Origin of the sequence: Mycolicibacterium moriokaense (assembly GCF_010726085.1) — a bacterium.
GTDB lineage: Bacteria > Actinomycetota > Actinomycetes > Mycobacteriales > Mycobacteriaceae > Mycobacterium > Mycobacterium moriokaense.
On record NZ_AP022560.1, the window covers coordinates 2,654,820 to 2,677,382 of the forward strand.

General features: G+C 67.0%; 20 protein-coding genes. 7 read left to right on the top strand and 13 right to left on the bottom strand.

The genetic code is table 11. The annotated features are described in order from the left end of the window. Nucleotides 1-70 precede the first annotated feature (70 nt). Together obgE and proB are read left to right on the top strand one after the other, a co-directional pair. Complete coding sequence (gene obgE, locus G6N43_RS13000; RefSeq protein WP_083150148.1) at nucleotides 71-1,516, top strand: GTPase ObgE; 1,446 nt, start codon at nucleotides 71-73, stop codon at nucleotides 1,514-1,516. Next, the gene (gene proB, locus G6N43_RS13005) at nucleotides 1,513-2,613 is read left to right on the top strand and encodes a glutamate 5-kinase (protein ID WP_083150147.1); all 1,101 of its coding nucleotides are present in this window, start codon (nucleotides 1,513-1,515) and stop codon (nucleotides 2,611-2,613) included. Before obgE ends, proB begins: the two co-directional genes overlap by 4 nt. A gap of 51 nt (nucleotides 2,614-2,664) precedes the next feature. On the opposite strand, the gene G6N43_RS13010 is transcribed toward proB, so the two are convergent. From G6N43_RS13010 to G6N43_RS13030, 5 genes are read right to left on the bottom strand one after another with little or no spacing between them, the layout of a single operon-like run. Beyond that, nucleotides 2,665-3,306 carry a hypothetical protein gene (locus tag G6N43_RS13010; protein WP_083150146.1) on the bottom strand — a complete coding sequence of 214 codons (642 nt, stop codon included), beginning with the start codon at nucleotides 3,304-3,306 and terminating at the stop codon, nucleotides 2,665-2,667. 4 nt (nucleotides 3,307-3,310) lie between these two features. Further along, nucleotides 3,311-4,144 carry an NAD-dependent protein deacetylase gene (locus G6N43_RS13015; RefSeq protein ID WP_083150247.1) on the bottom strand — a complete coding sequence of 278 codons (834 nt, stop codon included), beginning with the start codon at nucleotides 4,142-4,144 and terminating at the stop codon, nucleotides 3,311-3,313. Between the two features lie 23 nt (nucleotides 4,145-4,167). Continuing rightward, complete coding sequence (locus tag G6N43_RS13020; RefSeq protein ID WP_083150145.1) at nucleotides 4,168-4,647, bottom strand: hypothetical protein; 480 nt, start codon at nucleotides 4,645-4,647, stop codon at nucleotides 4,168-4,170. Continuing rightward, nucleotides 4,644-6,974: a molybdopterin oxidoreductase family protein gene (locus G6N43_RS13025; RefSeq protein ID WP_083150144.1), complete on the bottom strand. Its 2,331-nt coding sequence runs from the start codon at nucleotides 6,972-6,974 to the stop codon at nucleotides 4,644-4,646. Before G6N43_RS13025 ends, G6N43_RS13020 begins: the two co-directional genes overlap by 4 nt. A gap of 35 nt (nucleotides 6,975-7,009) precedes the next feature. Beyond that, nucleotides 7,010-7,549, bottom strand: coding sequence for a cysteine hydrolase family protein (locus G6N43_RS13030; RefSeq protein WP_083150143.1), 540 nt, complete (start codon nucleotides 7,547-7,549; stop codon nucleotides 7,010-7,012). Between the two features lie 43 nt (nucleotides 7,550-7,592). Here G6N43_RS13030 and G6N43_RS13035 point away from each other — a divergent pair, with 43 nt between their 5' ends. Further along, the gene (locus G6N43_RS13035; protein ID WP_083150142.1) at nucleotides 7,593-9,635 is read left to right on the top strand and encodes an NAD(+) synthase; all 2,043 of its coding nucleotides are present in this window, start codon (nucleotides 7,593-7,595) and stop codon (nucleotides 9,633-9,635) included. Here G6N43_RS13035 and G6N43_RS13040 read toward each other — a convergent pair. The 4 genes from G6N43_RS13040 to G6N43_RS13055 all read right to left on the bottom strand — a co-directional run bounded on the left by G6N43_RS13040 (nucleotide 9,632) and on the right by G6N43_RS13055 (nucleotide 12,379). Then, nucleotides 9,632-10,252 (bottom strand): methyltransferase family protein, encoded by a 621-nt coding sequence (locus G6N43_RS13040; RefSeq protein WP_083150246.1) that lies wholly within the window; start codon nucleotides 10,250-10,252, stop codon nucleotides 9,632-9,634. The genes G6N43_RS13035 and G6N43_RS13040 overlap by 4 nt on opposite strands. Nucleotides 10,253-10,260: 8 nt before the next feature. Further along, a complete protein-coding gene (locus G6N43_RS13045) occupies nucleotides 10,261-10,578 on the bottom strand; it encodes an ArsR/SmtB family transcription factor (RefSeq protein ID WP_083150141.1) in 318 nt (105 codons plus the stop codon). Between the two features lie 92 nt (nucleotides 10,579-10,670). Beyond that, a complete protein-coding gene (locus tag G6N43_RS13050) occupies nucleotides 10,671-11,501 on the bottom strand; it encodes an enoyl-CoA hydratase/isomerase family protein (RefSeq protein ID WP_083150140.1) in 831 nt (276 codons plus the stop codon). After that, nucleotides 11,498-12,379, bottom strand: coding sequence for a ribokinase (locus G6N43_RS13055; RefSeq protein WP_083150139.1), 882 nt, complete (start codon nucleotides 12,377-12,379; stop codon nucleotides 11,498-11,500). The genes G6N43_RS13050 and G6N43_RS13055 overlap by 4 nt, the downstream gene beginning before the upstream one ends. 73 nt (nucleotides 12,380-12,452) lie before the next feature. On the opposite strand from G6N43_RS13055, the gene G6N43_RS13060 reads away from it, so the two are divergent. From G6N43_RS13060 to G6N43_RS13070, 3 genes are read left to right on the top strand one after another with little or no spacing between them, the layout of a single operon-like run. Further along, nucleotides 12,453-13,700: a glutamate-5-semialdehyde dehydrogenase gene (locus G6N43_RS13060; RefSeq protein WP_083150138.1), complete on the top strand. Its 1,248-nt coding sequence runs from the start codon at nucleotides 12,453-12,455 to the stop codon at nucleotides 13,698-13,700. Between the two features lie 22 nt (nucleotides 13,701-13,722). Beyond that, nucleotides 13,723-14,598 carry an AAA family ATPase gene (locus G6N43_RS13065; protein ID WP_083150137.1) on the top strand — a complete coding sequence of 292 codons (876 nt, stop codon included), beginning with the start codon at nucleotides 13,723-13,725 and terminating at the stop codon, nucleotides 14,596-14,598. Continuing rightward, nucleotides 14,598-16,043: a vWA domain-containing protein gene (locus G6N43_RS13070; protein ID WP_083150136.1), complete on the top strand. Its 1,446-nt coding sequence runs from the start codon at nucleotides 14,598-14,600 to the stop codon at nucleotides 16,041-16,043. Before G6N43_RS13065 ends, G6N43_RS13070 begins: the two co-directional genes overlap by 1 nt. 6 nt (nucleotides 16,044-16,049) lie before the next feature. Here G6N43_RS13070 and G6N43_RS13075 read toward each other — a convergent pair whose 3' ends face one another. From G6N43_RS13075 to G6N43_RS13090, 4 genes are read right to left on the bottom strand one after another with little or no spacing between them, the layout of a single operon-like run. Further along, nucleotides 16,050-17,291, bottom strand: coding sequence for an NAD(P)/FAD-dependent oxidoreductase (locus G6N43_RS13075; RefSeq protein ID WP_083150135.1), 1,242 nt, complete (start codon nucleotides 17,289-17,291; stop codon nucleotides 16,050-16,052). Then, entirely contained in the window at nucleotides 17,288-18,682 is a 1,395-nt protein-coding gene (locus tag G6N43_RS13080) for an NAD(P)/FAD-dependent oxidoreductase (RefSeq protein ID WP_083150134.1), read from the bottom strand. Before G6N43_RS13080 ends, G6N43_RS13075 begins: the two co-directional genes overlap by 4 nt. Next, entirely contained in the window at nucleotides 18,679-20,118 is a 1,440-nt protein-coding gene (locus tag G6N43_RS13085) for an FGGY family carbohydrate kinase (protein ID WP_083150133.1), read from the bottom strand. Before G6N43_RS13085 ends, G6N43_RS13080 begins: the two co-directional genes overlap by 4 nt. Nucleotides 20,119-20,131: 13 nt before the next feature. Next, nucleotides 20,132-21,634, bottom strand: a complete 1,503-nt coding sequence (locus G6N43_RS13090) for an amino acid permease (RefSeq protein ID WP_083150132.1) — start codon at nucleotides 21,632-21,634, stop codon at nucleotides 20,132-20,134. 136 nt (nucleotides 21,635-21,770) lie between these two features. Between G6N43_RS13090 and G6N43_RS13095 the strand changes: the two genes are divergently transcribed. Beyond that, complete coding sequence (locus G6N43_RS13095; protein ID WP_083150131.1) at nucleotides 21,771-22,520, top strand: GntR family transcriptional regulator; 750 nt, start codon at nucleotides 21,771-21,773, stop codon at nucleotides 22,518-22,520. Nucleotides 22,521-22,563: the final 43 nt, after the last annotated feature.

A 22,563-nucleotide genomic window follows, 5' to 3' on the forward strand; every position in this document is an offset into this window, starting at 1 on the left:
GCGACTGTAACGACAGGGCGGGATCGCGAGCCATTTCCCGCCATGACGTTACAAACGGAGGTTTACCGAAATGCCACGGTTCGTCGACCGCGTCGTGATTCACGCGAAGGCGGGCAACGGCGGTAACGGCTGTGCCTCCGTCCACCGCGAGAAGTTCAAGCCGCTCGGTGGACCCGACGGCGGCAATGGCGGGCGCGGCGGAAGCGTCGTACTCGTCGTCGACCCGCAGGTCCACACCCTCCTCGATTTCCACTTCCACCCCCATGTGGTCGCGCCGTCCGGCAAGCAGGGCATGGGTGGCAACCGTGACGGGGCGGCGGGCGCCGACCTGGAGGTCAAGGTGCCCGACGGCACCGTCGTGCTCGACGAGCACGGCCGCCTCCTTGCCGACCTGGTCGGTGCGGGCACCCGATTCGAGGCGGCCGCAGGTGGTCGCGGGGGGCTCGGCAACGCGGCGCTGGCCTCGCGGGCGCGCAAGGCGCCGGGTTTCGCGCTGCTCGGCGAGAAGGGTCAGGTCCGCGACCTCACGCTCGAGCTGAAGACGGTCGCCGACGTCGGCCTGGTCGGGTTCCCGTCCGCAGGCAAGTCGTCGCTGGTGTCGGCCATCTCGGCGGCGAAGCCCAAGATCGCCGACTATCCGTTCACCACGCTGACGCCCAACCTGGGCGTGGTGTCGGCGGGGGAGAACACGTTCACCATCGCCGATGTGCCCGGCCTGATTCCCGGAGCCTCCGAGGGACGCGGCCTCGGGCTGGAATTCCTCAGGCATATCGAGCGATGCGCCGTGTTGGTACACGTCGTCGACTGCGCGACGCTGGAATCCGGCCGCGACCCGGTCTCCGACATCGAGGCCCTCGAGGCCGAACTGGCTGCGTACACGCCGACGCTGCAGGGTGATTCGACACTCGGCGACCTCGCCACGCGGCCACGAGCGGTGGTGCTCAACAAGATCGACGTGCCCGATGCGCGCGAACTCGCCGACTTCGTCCGCGAGGAGGTCGCCCGCCGATTCGGTTGGCCCGTCTTTGAGGTGTCGACGGTGTCGCGAGAAGGTTTGCGGCCGTTGACGTTCGCGCTGTGGGACATGGTGTCCGCATATCGCGATGCGCAACCGGCCGTCGTGCCGCGTCGGCCGGTGATCCGACCCGTCCCGGTGAACGAGACCGGATTCACCGTCGAATCCGACGGCGAGGGTGGTTTCATCGTGCGCGGTACCCGCCCTGAAAGATGGATCGCCCAAACGGATTTCACCAACGACGAGGCCGTCGGATATCTCGGCGACCGGCTGGCCCGGCTCGGCGTGGAGGACGAATTGCTGCGCCTCGGCGCCAAACCCGGCTGCGCGGTCACCATCGGCGACGTGACGTTCGACTGGGAGCCGCTTACCCCGGCCGGCGTCGACGTGCCGCTGTCCGGCCGCGGCACCGATGCGCGGTTGGAGCAGACGGATCGCGCCGGTGCCGCCGAACGCAAGGCCGCCCGCCGCGAGCGCCGACGCCCCGGTGGTGAGTCATGAGCCTGCACCGCGAGGCGATCCGGACCGCGCGAAGCGTCGTCGTCAAGATCGGGACCACCGCGCTGACCACGCCGTCCGGGGTATTCGACGTCGACCGGTTGGCGACGTTGGCCGACGCGATCGAGGCGCGCATGAAGGCGGGTTCGGACGTCGTGATCGTGTCGTCGGGCGCAATCGCCGCCGGCATCGAACCGCTCAAGCTGTCCAAGCGTCCTGCGGATCTGGCCACCAAGCAGGCCGCCGCCAGCGTCGGGCAGGTCGCGTTGGTCAACGCGTGGAACACGGCGTTCGCCCGCTACAACCGCACCGTCGGCCAGGTGCTGCTGACTGCACACGACATCTCGATGCGCGTGCAGCACACCAACGCTCAGCGGACGCTGGACCGGTTGCGGGTCCTGCACGCGGTGGCGATCGTCAACGAGAACGACACCGTCGCCACCAACGAGATCCGGTTCGGCGACAACGACCGGCTGTCGGCCCTGGTGGCTCACCTGGTTGGCGCCGACGGGCTGGTGCTGCTGTCCGACATCGACGGCCTCTACGACTCGGATCCGCGAAAAGGCAACGCACGCTTCATCCCTGAGGTCGCCGGGCCGGACGATCTCGACGGCGTGGTGGCGGGACGAGGCAGTCACCTGGGTACCGGTGGGATGGCGTCGAAGCTGTCGTCGGCGTTGTTGGCGGCCGACGCGGGCGTGCCGGTGCTGCTGGCCGCGGCGTCCGACGCCGCCACGGCGCTCGTGGACGCGTCGGTGGGCACGGTGTTCGCGCCGCGGCCCGAACGCATGTCGGCGCGCAGGTTCTGGGTTCGCTACGCCGCCGAGGCATCTGGGGCGCTCACGCTCGACGACGGCGCGGTGCGGGCGGTCGTGCGACAGCGGCGGTCGCTGCTGCCCGCGGGCATCACCGCGGTGTCGGGCCGCTTCTACGGCGGCGATGTCGTCGAGCTGCGCTCGCAGGACGCGACGATGGTGGCGCGCGGGGTGGTGGCCTACGACCATGCCGAGCTGGCCAAGATGCTGGGCCGCTCGACGTCGGATCTGCCTGCGGATATGCGCCGTCCCGCGGTCCACGCCGACGATCTGGTCGCCGTTTAACTGCGATTTGTGTGCAATCGAGAGCGGTGAGCGCTCCTAAACGCACACAAATCACTGGCGCAGCTTGGCCAGCATCGCCTTGATCTGTTCGGCGCGCTCGTCGGCGTCATGCATGACGTCGTCCTCGGCGGGGACCACCGTCACGTCGTTGGCCTGCGCGGTCGCCTCGAAGCACGCGCGGACGGCGGGGTCGGCCAGTATCACCGCGGCGAGCATCCCCGGCGCGAGCTCACGGTTGAACAGCGTGGCGCGGTAGTGCACGTCGGCGGGGATGCGGATGTCCATCGCGCCGCCCTCGAGCTGTTGCTTCGCGGCGGCCAACAGCAGCGTGAGCGCCGCGCGCGAGATCGCGCCAAGCACCTTTCGGCGGAAGGGAAACCACGGCACCGGCAGCTTGTCGATCTGGCTGTCCAGGCCGCCGGTGAACATGTACTCGATCAGGCTGCGGGTGCGGACCTCTTCCACGTCGGCCCACTTGACTTTGTCCCCGTCGAACTCGACGGCTTCCTCGCTGATCGCGACACCGCCGAAGTAGTTGAGCTTGCGGACCAGTCCGCGCAGCTTGTCCGGCGTCAGCGAGTGATTGGCCATCATGTCGCCGACGCCGAGAGCCCACCGGCCCGAGACGGGTCCAGGCGGAGGTCTGTGGCTCTCCAGCAGCGACCGCAGCCACGAGGCGTCGTCGGTGCTCACGGCTTCATCTCAGCGCGACCGCGGGCAGTTCATCAGCCAGAAGCGTGAGCATTTCCGAGCAGCCGCTGTCGACCTTGACCGCCGCGTAGTCGTCGCCGCGTGTGCGCCCACGGTTGATGATCGCGACGGGAATGCCCAGCGCGGCGGCATGGCGGACGAACCGTAAACCGGAGAAGACCGTCAACGACGAGCCGGCCACCAGCAGGGCGTCCGCCTCATCGACGAATGAATACGCTTGTTCCACACGGTCTTTGGGCACATTCTCACCGAAGTACACGATGTCGGGCTTCAGTATCCCGCCGCAGCGGGGACAGTCGACGATCGTGAACGATTCGGTGTCGTCGACGACCGCGTCGGCATCCGGGGCCACCGCGATACCGCCGACCGCCTCCGCGCGCTCGAGGAAGCCCGGGTTGGCGGCTTCCAGCAGATCGGCCAGCTCGGCGCGCGGCATGGTGAAGCCGCAGTCCAGGCAGATCACCTGGGCGTACGTGCCATGCAGGTTCACGACGGCACTGCTGCCGGCCTTGGTGTGCAGCAGGTCGACATTCTGAGTGATGAGTCCCGCTACCACGCCCGCGCGTTCCAGCGATGCCAACGCCCGATGTCCCGCGTTGGGCAGCGTCTCGTCCATGTGGAGCCAGCCGATGTGATTGCGCGCCCAGTACCGCTGCCGGAACTTCGCGTCGGAGGTGAACTGCCGAATCGTCATCGGGTTGCTCGGCGGCGAGTCGGGGCCGCGGTAATCGGGAATACCCGAATCCGTCGACATTCCCGCGCCGGTCAACACGGTTACGCGACGCCCCTGCAGCAGGGCTACGAGTTCGGGGGCGTCCACGCCATCGAGGGTAGCGACACCGATCACGTTGCCAACGCCTGCGGTGACAACTCCTTGAGCATGGCGTTAGCCCACCGCATCTGCCGCAATGCCTGCGGATGGCAACGATTGGTCAACGCGAGCAGTCCGTCGTCCTTGGCGGCTTGGGCGCCCTGGGCGAGCAGTTCCCAATCGAGGGACACCCCGGCGGCAAGGCGATGTAGCCGCCTCAGGTCGGCAAGGAGCAGCAGTGACGGTTCAGGTCGGCCACCCGCGCGGTCGCTCATCCACCGTTGCACCTGGCGGGTGGCCGCGGCCGTGCGTGGATGCGCCCGTAGTCGCACGCCGTACTGGTCTGCGATTTCGGCGGTCAACGCGACGTGTTCACGCGACCACACGGCTAGGTCAAGGGCGACGTGGTGGATGCCGTGGTCACTATGGTGACGTGCGGCGATGGCGTCCAGAGCGCGTGCCAATCTGAGTTCCGACCGGTGGACCTCCCGCAATGCCAGCCCGAGTTTCACGACATCCTCCGCGTAAGTGTCACCTGAGCCGCGGCCGTCTTGAATATGGGCTGTTTGGACGCCGGGTCCCAATCGGTCAGCGTCAACTCGTTGGCTGCGCGGTGGTGGTTTCCCTCGGCGTCGTCGACGTCCCAGTAGCCGTAGTGGAACGGAAGGAAGACCACACCGGGGCGCATCGCGGTGATGCGTGCCTCGGCGGTCACCGAACCGCGCGGCGTGCGCACAGTCACGAAGTCGCCATCCGTGACGCCCAGCCGCGGCGCGTCCGCTCCGGACAGCTCGACCCAGACATCGGGCGCGGCCGCTTGCAGTTCGGGCACCCGCCCGGTTTTCGTGCGTGTGTGGAAGTGGTAGACCGTGCGGCCGGTGATCAACGCGAAGGGATACTCCGCACTTGGCATCTCGTGTGCGGGCAGGTATTCGGCCGCTTTGATGATGGCTTTGCCCGCTGGGTTCATCGCGCGATATTCCGTCGGCTCGAGCGGCGCGCCGGTCACCAGGTCCTTGCCGTAGGCCTCGCAATAGTCCGGTGCTGCCCAGAACTTGCCGTCGGAGTAGAGGCGTTCGGTTCCGTCGGGATTTTCTGCGTTACAAGGCCATTGGATTCCGCTGGGGCCGCGCAGCTTGTCGTAGCTGAGGCCGCTGTAGTCACACGGCCGGCCGGAACTGCACTGCTGCCATGCGGCGAACGCGGACTCCGGGTCCGTCCACGCGGGCAGGGGCTTGCCGTCGCGATCGCGAAAATCCATGCGGCGTGCGTAGTCAAGGAAGATGTCGAGGTCCGGCCTGGCCTGCCCCGGTGGGTCGATCGCCTTCTCGGACAGATGCACCGTGCGGTCGACGTTGGTGAACGTGCCGGTCTTCTCGCCCCACGCGGCCGCAGGCAGCACCACGTCCGCCAATTCGGCCGTCTCGGTGAGGAAGATGTCCTGCACCACCAGGAACAACCGCTGTTGCCCGAGAATCGCACGGATGCGGTGCAGTTCGGGCAGCGACACTGCGGGATTGGTCGCGCTCACCCACAGCAGCCGCAGCGTGCCTTGTTCGGCATAGCGGAACATCTGCATCGCGTGCGTCGGAGGCGCGTAGTGGGGGATCTGCGAGATATCGATGTTCCACAGGTCGGCGAGCTCGCCGACGTGGGAATCGTTGGACCAGTTGCGGAACCCTGCGAGATCCCCGTCGGCACCACATTCGCGGGTGTTCTCCGCCGTCGGTTGACCGTTCATCTGTAAGACACCGCAACCGGGCTTGCCGAGCATGCCGCGGACGATATGGATGTTGTTGACCTGCACGGCAGCCGCCGTCGCCTGGTGCGACTGGTAGAAACCCTGCAGCACGGTGGATAACAGCCGTTGTGCGTTGCCCAGCAGACGTGCGGCTGCGCGGATGTCGTCGGCGGACACATCGCAGATCTTGGCCGCACGCTCCGGCGGGAACTCCGAAACTCGCTTCGTCAACTCATCGAATCCGACGGCGTGTGCATCGATGTAGCCGTTATCGACCCAGTCGTTTTCGACGATCTCGTGCAGCAGCGCGTTCATCAGCGCGACATTGGTACCGGGCAGCGGAGCCAGGTGAACGGTCGCATGCTGCGCGACCGGGGTCGGGCGTGGATCGATGCAGACTATTGCCGGCGGATCCGTGCCGTTCAGACGGTCGAGCATGCGCATCCACAACACCGGCTGCGTCTCGGCCACGTTGTGGCCGTAGAGCGCGAGCACGTCGGCGTGGTCGACGTCGGTGTAGCTGCCTGGCTGGCCGTCGCATCCGAACGATTCCTTCAACGCCTCGGCTGCGGTTGCGGTGCACAGCCGGGTGTTGCCGTCGACGTGATTGGTGCCGATCGCACCGTGCGCGATGACCCCGAGGGTGTAGTACTCCTCCAGGAAGAGCTGACCCGAGGTGTAGAAGCCGAGTGCCGAGGGGCCGAACTCCTCGAGCAGCTCCTGGCTCTTTCGTACCACCGCGGCCATGGCGGTATCCCAATCAGTCTGGGCCAGTTGACCATTGGCGCGGATCAGCGGGGCGGTGAGCCGGTCAGCGGCGGCGTTGGCCTGCCAGCCGAACAGATCCTTCGGACCAAGCCTGCCGTGGTTGACGCGGTCGCTCTCGCGGCCGCGGACCCCGACCATCCGACCATCCTTGACCGCGATGTCCAGCGCGTCACCGTTGGAGTGGAGGACGGTGGCCGACTGAACCCAGCGGTCGACGTCGTCGGAACGCAGCCCGTCTGCGAGGTAGGTGTCAATCCGGCTTGGCCAGTGCTGGCCCGCGCCGTACGGGGTTCGGTCGCCCCAGGGGTCGGCAATGCGGTCGGTCGACACCCCGGGTGCCTACCCGTCTATGAACCAGCGAAACGTCAGCCAAGGCACTTCTCCGCGGGGGTGATCTCGGCGTGCATGTTCTTGTGCATCATGGTCAGCGCGGCGTCGCCGAGTTCGGGGTCGATGTGTGCGACGCAGTCGGGCGGGACGACGAACGAGTAGTGGCGCACGTAGGCATCGAGCGCGCTGTAGAGGATGCACTGCTCGGTGACCTGACCGGTGATGATCAGCTGCTCGGGCTCCAGCCGGCCGAGCAGATAGTCCAGCGAACTGGCGTAGAACGCGCTGTGGCGCACCTTGAGGACACGGAGGCTGTCCTTGTCGGGGGCGATCGGCGTCACGAGATCCGGCCGCGCGCCGTTGAGCGCGGCGTCGGCGATTTCCTCGAAGTCGGCGCTGAAATCGCCGTAGTTGTCGTTGACATAGATGACGTCGATGTCGTCGCGGTCGCGGGCCCGCGAGATCAGTGCGGCCAACGGATCGACGATGCCGGCGACGTTTTTGGCCAGGACGTCGGCGTCTTCGTGTTGATAGGTGTTGAGCATGTCGATGACCAGCAGCGCAGCTTGACTCATGGGGACTTGCATACCCCGATCTGTTTTCGGGCAACAATGTGGCATGGAGTTTTACTCGGCGTATCGCCAGGGCTTCGTCCGCGTCGCGGCCTGCACGCACCACACGACCCTCGCCGATCCTGCGGCCAATGCGGAGTCGGTGCTGCGGATCGCCCGCGACTGCCACGACGACAGCGTCGCGCTGGCGGTGTTTCCCGAGCTCACGCTGTCGGGTTATTCGATCGAGGACATCCTGCTGCAGGACACGCTGCTCGACTCGGTCGAGGACGCGCTGCGGCAAATCGTCGAGGTCTCGGCCGAGCTGATGCCAGTCCTGGTGGTCGGCGCGCCGCTGCGATATGCGCACCGGATCTACAACACCGCGGTAGTCGTCCACCGCGGCCGCGTGTTGGGCGTGGTGCCCAAGTCGTACCTGCCGACCTACCGCGAGTTCTACGAGCGACGCCAGATCGCCGCGGGCGATCTGGTGCGCGGCGACATCCGGGTCGGTGGGTCGGCGGTGCCGTTCGGTCCGGACCTGTTGTTCACCGCGACCGACCTGCCGGGGTTCGTGTTGCACGTCGAGATCTGTGAGGACATGTTCGTGCCCGTGCCGCCGAGTGCGGAGGCCGCGCTCGCGGGGGCGACGGTGCTGGCGAACCTGTCGGGCAGCCCCATCACGATCGGCCGTGCCGACGACCGCTGTCTGCTGGCCCGCTCCGCCTCGTCGCGATGCCTCGCCGCATACGTCTACGCGGCGGCCGGGGAGGGCGAATCCACGACGGACCTCGCCTGGGACGGTCAGACCATGGTGTGGGAGAACGGCGTATGCCTCGCGCAGTCGGAACGCTTCCCCAAGGGGGAGCGGCGCTCGACGGCCGACGTCGACCTGGAACTGCTGCGCTCCGAGCGTCTTAGGATGGGCACGTTCGACGACAACCGCATCCATCACGGTCTCGATACGGACTCGTTCCGATGGGTGGAGTTCGTGCTCGATCCGCCGGGTGGCGACATCGGGCTGCTGCGTGAGGTCGAGCGGTTTCCGTTCGTACCGGCGGATCCGTCACGGCTGGAACAGGATTGCTACGAGGCGTACAACATTCAGGTCTCCGGTCTGGAGCAGCGGCTGCGTGCCCTGGACTTCCCGAAGGTGGTGCTCGGGCTCTCCGGTGGTCTCGACTCGACGCACGCGCTGATCGTCGCCGCCCGCGCCATGGATCGGGAAGGCAGGCCGCGCAGCGACATTCTGGCATTCACGTTGCCGGGCTTTGCCACCGGTGACCGCACCAAGACGAACGCCACCCGGCTGGCGAGCGCGCTCGGGGTCACGTTCGAAGAGATCGACATCAAGTCGACCGCGGAGTTGATGCTCAAGGAGATGGAGCACCCGTTCTCACGCGGCGAGAAGGTCTACGACGTCACCTTCGAGAACGTGCAGGCGGGTCTGCGCACCGACTATCTGTTCCGCCTCGCCAATCAGCGCGGTGGAATCGTTTTGGGCACAGGCGATCTCTCCGAACTCGCGCTCGGCTGGTCCACCTACGGCGTCGGCGATCAGATGTCCCACTACAACGTCAACGGCGGTGTGCCCAAGACGTTGATTCAGCATCTGATCCGCTGGGTCATCTCGTCGCACCAGTTCGATGACACCGTCAACGAGGTGCTGCAGTCGGTGCTCGACACCGAGATCACCCCCGAGCTGGTGCCATCCGGCGAGGACGAGGAGATCCAGAGCAGCGAGGCCAAGGTCGGACCGTATGTGCTCCAGGACTTCTCGTTGTTCAACGTGCTGCGTTATGGCTTCAGGCCGTCAAAGATCGCGTTCTTGGCGTGGCACGCGTGGAGCGATCCCGAGCGCGGTGACTGGCCGGTGGGCTTCCCCGAGGACAAGCGACCGGCATTCTCGCTCAAGGAGATTCGGCACTGGCTGCAAGTATTCGCGCAGCGATACTACTCGTTCGCCCAGTTCAAGCGGTCGGCGATGCCCAACGGCCCGAAGGTGTCAGCCGGCGGATCCTTGTCGCCGCGGGGTGACTGGCGGGCGCCGTCGGACATGTCTGCGCGCATCTGGCTAGACGAGATCGAGCGCGAAATCCCCGAGGACTAACGCCGTCCGACGCCGGGGACGAAGCGTCCGACGCCGGCCAGATACTCGCGGTACGAATCACCGTGGGTGGCAAGCAGGTAGGGCTCCTCGACGGCGCGGACCTGCGACTCGATCGTCACGACGAGCAGCACGAAGCCGACGACGGCCACCGGATTCGGTGTCATCAGCGCGAATCCGAGTCCGAAGGCCATCATCGCGGTGAAGATCGGGTTGCGCACCCATCCGAAGACGCCGGTGCGCACCAGCGTGGTCGTCTCGTACTTGTTGACGCCGATCCGCCATGACTCGCCCATGTCCAATTGGGAATAGACGGTGGCAGCGATGCCGAACACCGCGATGACGGTGCCGGCGATCTGGATCCACGGCGCGTGCAGGAACGGAAGTGGCGACACGACGCCGAGCAACTGAAGGATCGGCGCGAACACAGCCACGCCCATCGAGACGATGAATCCGACCCCGGCGAACCATTCGAGTGAACCCGGGCGGCCGCTGATCCCGTGGAACCCGGTGGATCCGGTGCGGCGACGCTGTTCCCAACTGCGCCAACCAAATCCGAGCGCCGCGAACACCACGAACAGCACAAGGGCGGCGATGGGCGTAGTGGCTGCTGAATTCATGACAGACATCAGCAGCAGCCGTCCGTCTCGGCGGTGGGGCAGCAGGCGGGGTCGACGTCGAGCACGAGGCCGATCAGGTCGTCGAGGGCGTGGGCGATCCGCTCGTCGGCCAGTTCGTAGCGGTTGCGACGCCCTTCGGGCTGCGTCACCACCAGGCCGCATCCGCGCAGGCACGCGAGGTGGTTGGACAGGATCTGGCGCGAAACCCCGATCTTGTCGGCCAGTTCGGTCGGATAGCCGGGGCCGTCACGCAGCGTCAACAGGATCTCGGCGCGCGTCGCGTCGGACAGCGCGTACCCGAAGCGGGAGAGCGCGTCGGTCTCCATGCCCCGATAGTACAGCAGAATCTGTACTATTCCGAGCGGTTTCGGCGTGTTGGGTCACGCTCAGCGAGACTGAGCACGCCGAAATCGCAATTTCAGAGCCGCCCCTCGACGCGCAATTCGGGGTGCACCCACTCCGGCGAGCGCCGCTCCTTGAACGCTCGGAAGCCCTCCAGCGCCTCGGGTGACGAGTAGCTGGCCTGCATCGCGATGCGATCGAACAGGCCGAGATAGTTGTCCAGGCTGGACTTCACCACGCCCCTGGCCGCGGGGGCGGTGCGGCAGCACTGCGCCAGCACCTCGCGCGCCTCGTCGAGCAGCGTGTCATGTGGGACGACCCGCGCGACCATGCCCCACTCCTGCGCCTCCTGTGCCGTCAGCGTCCGGCCGGTGAACATCAGGTCGCGGGTGCGGACCGGCCCGATCAGGCGCGTCAACATCTGGCTGTAGTACGTGTCGGCGATCCCGCGCAGCAGCTCGGGGACCCGGAACGTCGCGCGGTCGCTGACCACCGCCATGTCGCTGCACAGCGCGATCTGCAGCCCGCCGCCCTGGCACAACCCGTTCACCGCCGACACGACCGGCTTCACCGACTGGCGCAGCGTCTCGAACGGCGTCACGTCCATCCCCAGCGCCGAACCGAACGTCAGCCAGTTGTCGCTGCCGTCGCCGCCGCCCATGTCGCCGCCGGGCGCGAACACGTCCCCCGTACCGGTGATCAGCAGACCAGCCAGGTCGGGGTCGGCGTCAACGTGGCGGACGGCGTAGCGGATCCCGAAGTACATCGCGGGCGTCATCGCGTTGCGGGCCTGCGGCCGGTCCAGCGTGCAGACGCCGAACGCGCCTTCCCGGGTGAAGCGCAGGTACGGCGTACCCAGCCAGTCGCCCTCCGGGGGTCGTGGTGCGTTCGTCGTCTCGGTTGTCATAGATGTCCCTCGCTCGCCTTCCTGTTGGCCACCGCATCGTCGATGGCTTCGGCATATGGTGCACAATCACCTGCCCCCGGCACCAGCGTCGACAACGCGCCCGCCGCGCACGCCCGCCGCAGCGCGGGCTCGTGCCCGTCCTGCCATGAGGCGGCCAGCACGCCGGCGAAGACGTCGCCGGCCCCCGTGGTGTCCACCGGCGTGACGCGCGGTGCCGGCACGTCGAAGCGCTCGTCCTCACCGAGGTAACTGGCGCCGCGCCTGCCCCGGGTGATCACGAGATGCGCTACGGGCCAGTGCCATTCACGCGCCTCCGCCTCGTTCACGACGACGACGTCGGCCAGTTCGGAGAGGGCGAGCAGATCGTGCGGCCGCGCACCCGCAGGTGACGCGTTGACGATGACGGTCGCACCCGCGGTGCGCGCGACACGCGCCGCGGCGATCGCCGTGCTCACCGGGATCTCAAGTTGCAGCAGGACGACGTCGCTGTCGGCGATGACGCTGCGGACGTCGTCCGAGCCGACGGACAACTGCGCGTTGGCGCCCGGCGCGACCACGATGGAATTCTCGGCCGCGGCGTCCACCACGATGACCGCCGTCCCGCTAGGCCCGGGCACCGTGACCACGCCGTCGAGGCCCACGTCATTGGCGATCAGATGGGCGCGAAGCCGCTCGGCCTCGGAGTCGCTGCCCAGCGCGGCGATCAGCTGCACGGCCGCCCCGGCCCGGGCGGCGGCCACCGCCTGATTGCCGCCTTTCCCGCCGGGTGACGACAGGAGCGACGACGCCAGAACGGTCTGGCCGGGCCGCGGCATGGCGTCCACGGTGAACGTGAGATCGGCGTTGACACTGCCCACGACACAGACCCGCGCGGTCATAACTGTCAAGCTAGCTCAGCCGTGCTACCTGACACGTGTCGAACGATGGAGAGAGGTTCGATACGCTGGCTTAATGAGTGTGCAAGCCCCAGTGCTCACCGACTTGCGCTCGCAGGTGCACGATGCCGCTCGACGGGCCCGCGTCGCGGCCCGCACTCTGGCGACCCTGAGCACCGAAGCCAAGAACCGCGCGCTGCACGCCGCCGCCGACGCCGTGCTCGCGAACGTGGACGGAATCCTCGCCGCCAACGCCCGCGATCTCGAGGCCGCCAAGGCTGCGGGCACGCCGGAAGCCATGCTCGACCGGTTGGCGCTCAACCCCCAGCGCATCGACGGCATCGCCGCCGGGCTGCGTCAGGTCGCCGGCCTACCCGACCCGATCGGTGAGGTGTTGCGTGGCCGCACGCTGCCCAACGGTCTGCAGCTGCGCCAGCAGCGGGTGCCGCTCGGCGTGGTCGGGATCGTCTACGAAGGACGGCCGAACGTCACGGTCGACGCGTTCGGGCTGACGCTGAAGTCCGGCAACGCGGTGCTGCTGCGCGGCAGCTCGTCGGCGGCGCAGTCCAACGACGCGCTCGTCACCGCGCTACGTGGCGCGATGGCCGCCGAGGGGCTCGAACCGGACTCCGTACAGCTGCTGCCCAGCAGCGACCGCGCCAGCGTGACGCACCTGATCCAGGCCCGCGGTCTCGTCGACGTCGTGATCCCGCGCGGGGGAGCGGGACTCATCGACGCCGTGGTGCGCGACGCGCAGGTCCCTACCATCGAGACGGGTGTCGGCAACTGCCACGTCTACGTCCACGAAGCGGCCGATCTCGATGTCGCGGAACGCATTCTGCTCAACGCGAAGACGCGTCGGCCCAGCGTGTGCAACGCCGCCGAGTCGCTGCTGATCGACGCCGCGATCGCCGACCACGCGCTGCCCCGGCTGACGAAGGCGCTGCAGGACGCCGGCGTGACAGTGCACGACAACCCGTCCGAGGATGAGCTGCGCGCGGAGTTCCTGTCGATGGACATCGCCGTCGCGGTGATCGACGGTCTCGACGCCGCGATCGACCACGTCAACGAATACGGCACCGGGCACACCGAAGCCATCGTGACGACCAATCTTGCTGCTGCACAACGATTCACCGAACGGGTGGACGCCGCAGCGGTGATGGTGAACGCATCGACCGCGTTCACCGACGGCGAGCAGTTCGGTTTCGGCGCGGAAATCGGCATCTCCACCCAGAAGCTGCACGCCAGAGGCCCGATGGGCCTGCCCGAACTGACATCGACCAAGTGGATCGTGTGGGGAGACGGCCACACCCGGCCCGCGTGACCATGACCCGAGGAGAAACTCAGTGAGCGTCCCCGCACGCCCGGCACCGCTGTTCGCCGACATCGACGATGTCGCGAACAAGCTTGCCGAAACCGGCTACCTGCCCGACACCGCCACCGCCACAGCGGTATTCCTCGCCGACCGGCTCGGTAAGCCGCTGCTAGTCGAGGGTCCCGCGGGTGTGGGCAAGACCGAACTCGCCCGCGCGGTGGCCCAGGCCACCGGTTCGGGCCTGGTTCGGCTGCAGTGCTACGAAGGCGTCGACGAGGCGCGGGCACTCTACGAGTGGAACCACGCCAAGCAGATCCTGCGCATCCAGGCCGGTTCCGGCGACTGGGATCAGACGAAAACCGATGTCTTCAGCGAGGAATTCCTGCTGAGCCGTCCACTGCTGACCGCGATCCGACGAATCGAGCCGACGGTCCTGCTGATCGATGAGACCGACAAGGCCGACATCGAAATCGAGGGTCTGCTGCTCGAGGTGCTCAGCGACTTCGCGGTAACCGTGCCGGAGCTGGGCACCATCACCGCCGAGCGCAAGCCGTTCGTTGTGCTGACGTCGAACGCGACGCGCGAGCTGTCCGAGGCGCTCAAGCGCCGGTGTCTGTTCCTGCACATCGACTTTCCCGATCCCGACCTGGAGCGGCGCATCCTGTTGTCGCGCGTGCCGGAGCTGCCCGAGCACATCGCCGAGGAATTGGTGCGCATCATCGGCGTGCTGCGTCAAATGCAGCTCAAGAAGCTGCCGTCGGTGGCGGAGACCATCGACTGGGCGCGCACGATCCTGGCATTGGGGCTGGACACCATCACCGACGAGACCATCGCCGCGACCCTCGGGGTGGTGCTCAAACATCAGTCCGATCAGATCAAGGCGTCCGGCGAGCTAAGGCTGAACTGATGGCCGTCCGCCGAACCCGCCCGCCGCAACCATTGGCGCCGCACGGAATCCCCGGCCACCTGGTCGAGTTCGTCGAAGCGCTGCGCGGGCGCGGGATTTCGGTGGGCCCCTCCGAGACCGTCGACGCCGGACGGGTGATGTCGGTGCTCGGCCTCGGGGACCGCGAACAGCTGCGGGAGGGCATCGCATGCGCGGTGCTGCGTCGCCCAGACCACCGCGAGACGTACGACGCGATGTTCGACCTGTGGTTCCCAGCCGCGTTGGGCGCCAAGACGATCACGCTCGAGGATGACGAGGCGGAGGGCTCGGACGAGGGGCTGCCACCCGAGGACGTCGATGCCATGCGTCAGGCGCTGCTGGACCTGTTGGAGCAGAACGAGGATCTGGCCAATCTGGACGAGCGGCTGCAGCGGATGATCGCCCAGATCGTCGAGGCGTACGGCCGTTACAACTCGAGCCGCGGTCCGTCGTACTCGTCGTATCAGGCGCTCAAGGCGATGAATCTCGACGATCTCGAGGGCCGGCTGCTGGCGGGCCTGCTCGCCCCCTACGGCGACGAGCCGACGCCGACGCAGGAACAGATCGCGAAAGCCATGGCGGCGCAACGCATCAACCAACTGCGCCGCATGGTGGAGGCGGAGACCAAGCGCCGTACCGCCGAGCAGCTGGGCCGCGATCATGTGCAGATGTACGGCGTGCCGCAGCTCGCCGAGAACGTGGAGTTCCTGCGCGCTTCCGGCGAGCAGCTGCGCCAGATGCAACGCGTGGTGAAGCCGCTGGCGCGCATGTTGGCGACGCGGCTGGCGGCGCGGCGGCGACGGTCGCGGCGGGGTGAGATCGACCTGCGCAAGACGCTGCGCAAGTCGATGTCCACCGGCGGCGTGCCGATCGACGTGGTGCTGAAGAAGCCGCACCCGGCCCGCCCCGAGCTGGTGGTGCTGTGCGACGTGTCCGGATCGGTGGCCGGCTTCAGCCACTTCACGTTGATGCTCGTGCACGCGCTGCGCCAGCAGTTCTCCCGGGTTCGGGTGTTCGCGTTCATCGACACCACCGACGAGGTGACCGAGCTGTTCGGGCCCGACGCTGACCTGGCAGTCGCCGTGCAGCGCATCACTCGTGAGGCCGGGGTGTACACCCGCGACGGTCACTCCGACTACGGGCACGCGTTCGTGTCGTTCATGGAGTCCTGGCCGAACGTGCTGTCGCCGCGCAGCTCCCTGCTGGTACTCGGCGACGGGCGCAACAACTACCGCAACCCCGAGACGGAGCTGCTGGCCCACATGGTCAACTCCGCCAGGCACGCGCACTGGCTCAACCCCGAGCCCCGGCACCTGTGGGGTAGCGGTGACTCCGCGGTGCCGCGCTATCAGGACGTCATCACCATGCACGAATGTCGGTCCGCCAAGCAGCTGGCCTCGGTCATCGATGCGCTGCTGCCGGTCTGAGCGTCGTCAGACCAACGAAACAACGACCTCGCCGCCATTCGGATCTGCATCCTCGACCAGCGACCAGGGTGCGCGGTAGACCCTGCCGGGTGCAGCAGGCCACGGCGTACGTTTGGTCGCCAGTGTCCGGCCGTCCTGCACCGCACGTAACCTTGGAAGCCGCCGGTATTCGTCGACCCAGAACAACAGGTCGCCACGCGGTGCCGCGCCCGACCCTGGGGAGACAAGCTGCGGCGCAACCCATCTGAGGGGTCCAACAGCACGGATGCGGACGGGTTTGGCGGGCTCGTCCCGGCCTTGCAGCCACTTCGTGACGGTACCGGCCACGTGCCGACCGTCGAGGGCGGCACCGTCGGCGGTGTCGACGGGATGCAGCAGATTGCCGACGGCGAACACCCCGGCACGGCTGGTGCGCAGCGACGCATCGACGAGCGGCCCACGGGTCGCGGGATCCATGTCGAGACCGCCGGTTCGTGCCAGTTCGTGGTCTGGAACCCAGTCGCCTGTGAACACGACGGTGTCGCAGTCAATGGTCTCCCGGACACCCGTTTCGATGTTCTCCACCACGACGGCGCGCACCCGGTCTTTGCCGCGAATGTCGACGACCCGGCTCCGGGTGAGCAGCGGGCCCTTCATCAATAACCTTCCAGGAAACCGAAACGCCGCATAGGCCTCGGCGCGCGGATAGGCGCTGACCATCGCGACTGTGGCACAGCCGGATTCCCGCAGTGTCAGTACCGCCGACCAGCTGACGAGTTCAGCACCGACGATCACTGCTCGGCTGCCTACTTTCGCGCGATGGAGGTGCACGAGGTTCTGCAACTGGCCGGTGGTGTACACACCGTCCGGCCGGTCACCGGGCACCAGACGCGCGGGCCTCGGCCGCTCTCGCGCCCCCGTGGCCAACACGACCGCGTCAGCGGTCACCGTGCGTACGCCGCGCGGCGACGTGATCTGCAGCGCTCTCTCACCCACCCAGCCGGTGACCATTGCCTCGGTCTCCAACGTGACGCCGACCTCCTGGGTCATGGCCGTCAGCCGCCGAGCGTAGGCGGGCCCGGAGATGAACCGTTTGAGATCGCGCATGCCGTAGCCGAGATGGTCGCTGTGGCGGGGGATTCCACCTGTTTCGGCCTCGCGTTCGATGACCAGGACTTCGCCGTCGATCTGTCTTGCCACGGTGGCAGCCGCGGTCAGACCCGACGGACCGCCCCCCACTATCGCCACGGCGACATGTTGTCCGGTCATTGGGCACCGCATTGCGCGTCGAGGAGTGCGCGGGTGCGCGCTCCGCAGTAAAACCCTTGACAGCGACCGTTCATCACGCGGGTTCTCCTACGCAGCCCGTCGAGGTCGGAGGGTGGGATCGGCGAGGAAAACGCGTCGCGAACCTCGCCAGCAGTCACACGTTCGCAGAAGCAGACGATGCGCCCGTATTCGGCGTCGGCCGCGATGCGGTCACCGTCCTGGTAGGGCCGGATACCCACGTGCTCACCGAGATTCGGCATGCTCGGTGGTGGAGGCAGATCCGGCCGGGGTGTCACATCGACGCCCGCGCCCTGTAGGAGTTCGGTCACGTACTCGCCGATGGCCATTCCCGATGTCAAACCGGTGGACCGGATGCCGCCAACCAACACGTAGCGGGCCTGCGAGTCGACCTCGATCAGGTAATCGTTGTGCTCGGTCGCCGCACGCAGCCCCGCGTAGGTCGCGGTGATCTCCTCTTCGAACAGCGGCGGTATCAATGCGCGTCCCTTGGACACCAGGAAGTCCAGGCCCTCTTCCGAAGTGCCTGTGGCGGTGCGGTCGTCGAGGTTCTCGGAAGTCGGACCGACCATCACATTGCCGTATATCGTCGGGCTGACCAGCACGCCCTTACCCCGCGACGACGGCACGGCCAACACGATGACGGGAACCATCGGTCGGGTCAGCTTGTCGAAAACCAAGAGTTCGCCGCGCCGCGGCGTGACGGTGAAGCGGTGGTGGCCGAACTCGGCATCAAGGTAGTCCGAACCGAGTCCCGCCGCATTGACAACCCATCGACCGTGGATCGCACCGCGGGTGGTGTGCAGCGTGGTGTGCTCCTTGCCGACGACGGCCCCCGTTACGCGGGCACCGCACAGCAGCCGCGCGCCACGCGTCACGGCGTCGGTCGCCAACGCCAGGTTCGTCGTCCAGGTGCAGATGATCGACTCGTCCGGCACCGTCAGCCCGGCCAGCGCACCGGGGCCGAGATCGGGAACCTGGCGATACACCTCGTCGGAGCTGACGATCTCGCAGCGGTGATACGAGTTTCGCTCGGCTTTTTCCTTAAGTCCTGGAAGAGCGCCGACCTCTTCGTCGGTCCATGCCACCAGGAGCGCCCCAGTGCGCTCGACGGGAATCCCGGTCTGCTGCGCGTAGTCGCCGAGTAGTTCGTAACCGCGTGCGACCAAACGTGATTCGAGCGTTCCCGGGGTGGCATCGAAGCCGGTGTGTAACAGTGCCGTGTTCGCCTTGCTGGTGCCGTCGCCGATGTCGTCACGCGCTTCGACGAGCGTTACCGAAAGGCTGGTGCCCGCCAAAGCGCGCGCGATTGCGCAACCCACGATGCCGCCACCCACCACGACGACGTCGGCCACATCGGAAGCTGTGTTCATGTGGACGTCGTCTCCCTCTGTGCCAGAACAGATTCCGCTGCCCGCTGCCATCGCGACAGATATTCGGCGGCGCGATCGTCGGTCCAGACCGGTTCGTAGGTGTGCTGCGGCGTCCAGTCACTGATCGCCTCCATGGTGTCTGCGTCCGGGTCGAGCGCCAGCCGCGCACAGGTCGCCGCGCCGAGGGCGGTGGCGTGCTGCGACGGGTAGACGTCGACGGGAATGCGGGCCAGGTCCGCTTGCGCCTGCATCAGTACCGCCGATTGCGTGAGGCCGCCGTCCACCCGTAATCGGGTCAGCGGCTGCCCCAGATCCGTCGCGACGAGATCGGCCAGCGCGGCTACCTGCGCGGCAATGCCCTCCAGCAGCGCGCGAACCAACTGTCCGCGACCGCTCGACAACGTCATCCCACTGAAGGACGCGGTCGCCGCAGAGTCCCACCACGGCGCAGCCAGCCCGGCCAACGCAGGCACACACAACACACCGTCGCTGGAATCGGCTGCCACCGTGTCGATCTGATCGGCCGCTGGCACAAGCCCGAGATCTACGGCCCAGCGCACCGCGGACGCCGCCGTGTACACCTGACCGTCCACGCAGTACGACGTGCGTCCGCGCAGCCGCCACGCCACGGAGGTGGTCAATCCCGTTGTCGACCGGGCGGGGTTGCCGCCGAGTTGGGCCAACAGGAAGGCGCCGGTGCCGAAGGTGCACTTGGCGTCACCGGGGGTCAGGCAGCTCTCGGCCAGCAGGGCGGCCTGTTGGTCGACGATGAGGCCGGCGACCGGAATCGACGGTCCGAATGCGTCGGTGCTGCCTACGATCTCGTCGCTGCCGACTATCTCGGGCAGCTGTTCGTCGGCCAGGCCGAAGAGCTCGAGCAGTTCCTCGTCCCATTCGACGGAGTCGAGCCCGAGCAGCAGCGAGCGGCTGGCGGTCGACGCGTCGGTGACAAACGCACCGCACAGGCGGTGCACCAACCAGGTGTCGGTGGTGGTGACGACGCCCGCGGTGGTCAGATTCGCACGGATCCAGGACATCTTCGGTGCGGAGAAGTACGGGTCGAGCACGAGGCCGGTGCGTTGCGCGACGGCTTCCGCGGAAGCTGACAGCCCGGCGCAGATCGACTCGGCCCGCCGGTCTTGCCAGACGACGGCGGGTGTCAAGGGGTTACCGGTATCGCGGTCCCACGCGAGCACCGTCTCGCCCTGATTGGCGATGGCGACTGCGGACACGCCAACACCCGCCTGCGCCAAGGCTTGTCGTCCCGCAGACACGACAGAGTCGTACAACGCCTCGGGATCCTGCTCGACGCCGCCGCCCGGAAGGTACTCGGCCCGCACGCCCACCTCGGCGATCGATACCAAGCGCCCGACTTCGTCGACCACGATGGCCTTGGTGCCGGACGTGCCTTGGTCGATCGCCAGGTAGTGCTGCATCAGTCGATCTCCATCAGTCTTTGGCAGCCTCCGCCTCCAGCTCGGCATCGATCGACTGCATGCCCGGCATCGTCAGGCCGGCCTTGCCGCGGGTAGCGAGCAGGTATCCGAGGTAGCACGCACCGATGATGACCATCACGATGACGTACGCCCATGCCTCTTTGAAGCTCGAGTCCCGGAACAACGCGAGTTCGAACGCCAGCCACACGACCGCGACGATCAGAATCGGGATCTCCCAGGCGCCGAGGTTGAACTTATCGCTCACCGGCAACGACTTGCGCTTGATCAAGTACAGCACCACCGTCGAGGCGTACATCACCGCGGGCAGCAGTGTGGCGGCGCCGAACAGCGTGAAGAGCGCGGTCTCCGAGTGCGAGAAGACCGCCAGAATGAGTTCGGCGAGGACGACGTACAGCAGCGTCGCCTTGAGCGGCGTATGGAACTTGGGCGAGATCTGGCTCCACTGCTGCCAACCGGGGAAGCGTTGGTCGCGCGACATCGCCCAGGTCAGCCGCACGCCGGTGATCATGATGACCAGCCCGCAGGCGAATATCGCCAGCACCACAAGCAGGAGAAGGAGCGTCGCGACTGCTGAGCCGAGGGTCTTGTCGATGACATCGGCGATCGGGGTGCCCGATTCGGCCAGGGCCACCGGGTCGCCGGCCGCGAGCGTCACTGCGACGATGAAGATGAACCCGAGCACACCGGAAGCCAGCACGGCCTGCCACATCGCGCGCGGCACAACACGTTCGGGGTCGTTGGTCTCTTCGGCCAGGTTGGCCGCGGACTCGAAGCCGACGATGGTGAAGGCGCCGAGCAGGAAGCCGAGCATCCAGGGACCCGCCGTCGTCAGATCGCCGAAGCTCCAGAAGCCCTCCGCGGGTATGGCTCCCTTGCTCCACAGGTTCGAGAAGTTCATGTCGCCCCGCACCGCGGCGACGACCAGCAGCAGCACGGTCAGTGTGACCATGCCGATGAGTTCGAGGGAGACGAAGGTGTTGTTCACCCGCTCCGCCCACGGTGTCGATCCCCCGACCAGGAGGGCCTGGATCAAGAGCACGATCCCGGTCACGACCCATGCGATCGTCGCCGTGCCTTCGTAGTTGAGAAGCACCGGGAAGATCGTCGACGCAATGGTGTAGTCCACCGCGACGACGACGATGGCCAGGAATGTGAACGAGATCCAACCGAGGATCCAACCGAGGATCGGATTGGCAAGCCGCGACATCCATTGGTAGTGGTAGCCGGTGACTGGGATGCGCGCGGCGAGCGCGCCGAGCACGAAGGCCACCGCAAGCTGCCCGACCGTGGCGATCGGCCAGGTCCAGATGCCGACCGGGCCCGACGAGTTCAGCACCGCGCCGTAGGTGGTGAAGATACCGGTGGCGATCGAGACGAAAGCGAAGGCCACCGCGAACGACGCGAATTTGCCTGTGCGACGCTCGAGCGCCTGCTTGTAGCCGAATTTCTCCAGGTCGGCGGCGTCGCTACCGGATGGAAGCTGCGGGACTGTCATCGATCCTCCAGTGGTATAGACCATGTGGTTGAACCGAGTATGGGTGTGACGTGGAACATCGTCAAGCGCGATTACAAACTGTTTACACACTGATGGCATAGACCAATTGGTTCGCTCGGGCGGCTACTCTGCAGCCATGCCTCCCTCTGCTCGGAAAGGGCCAGCAACCACCCCGAGATACATCGCGATCGCGGCACTGCTGCGCGACCACATCGCCACTGAGCAGCTGGGACCACATACGCTCCTGCCGTCCGAGCGGGAGCTGGCCGAACGGCACGGCGTCAGCCGGATGACCGCACGCCAGGCACTCTCACTGCTCGAGAGCGAAGGCGTGGTCTACCGAAAGCCGCCGCGTGGGACCTTCGTCGCGGAGCCTCGCGTGCGGTTCCACATCGGCAGCTTCTCGGAGGAGGTGTCGCGGCTGGGCCGGCGGCCGGCCGCGCGCCTGTTGTGGGCGGAGCACCAGCATCCGACGCCCGCTGTGCGTATTGCGCTCGGGCTGGACGACCAGGCAATGGTGAACGTCTTTCACCGGCTTCGCACGGTTGACGACGTCCCGTTCGCACTTGAAACGACGTTTCTCCCCGCCGACCTGACGCCCGGCATTCTCGACATTTCCGACGACGGGTCGCTGTGGGCCGTGCTGCGGGACCGCTACGGGCTCGACCTGGCCAAGTCCACAGCGGTACTGGAGTCGATCGTCCTCGACGACGCTTCAAGTGCGCAGTTGGGTGTGCGTGCCGGATCGGCCGGCACCCTGCTCACTCGCCGCACCGAGGACGGTACGGGCCGTTGTGTTGAATACGCTCGAGACGTCTACCGGGCCGACCGCGCGTCCTTCGAGGTGTCCGAAATGCTCGGAGCGCACCGCCTCTCGGCCGTCTAGGTGCGATAACGCTCCCGTAAGCTGGCAGACCGTGGCTTCTCGA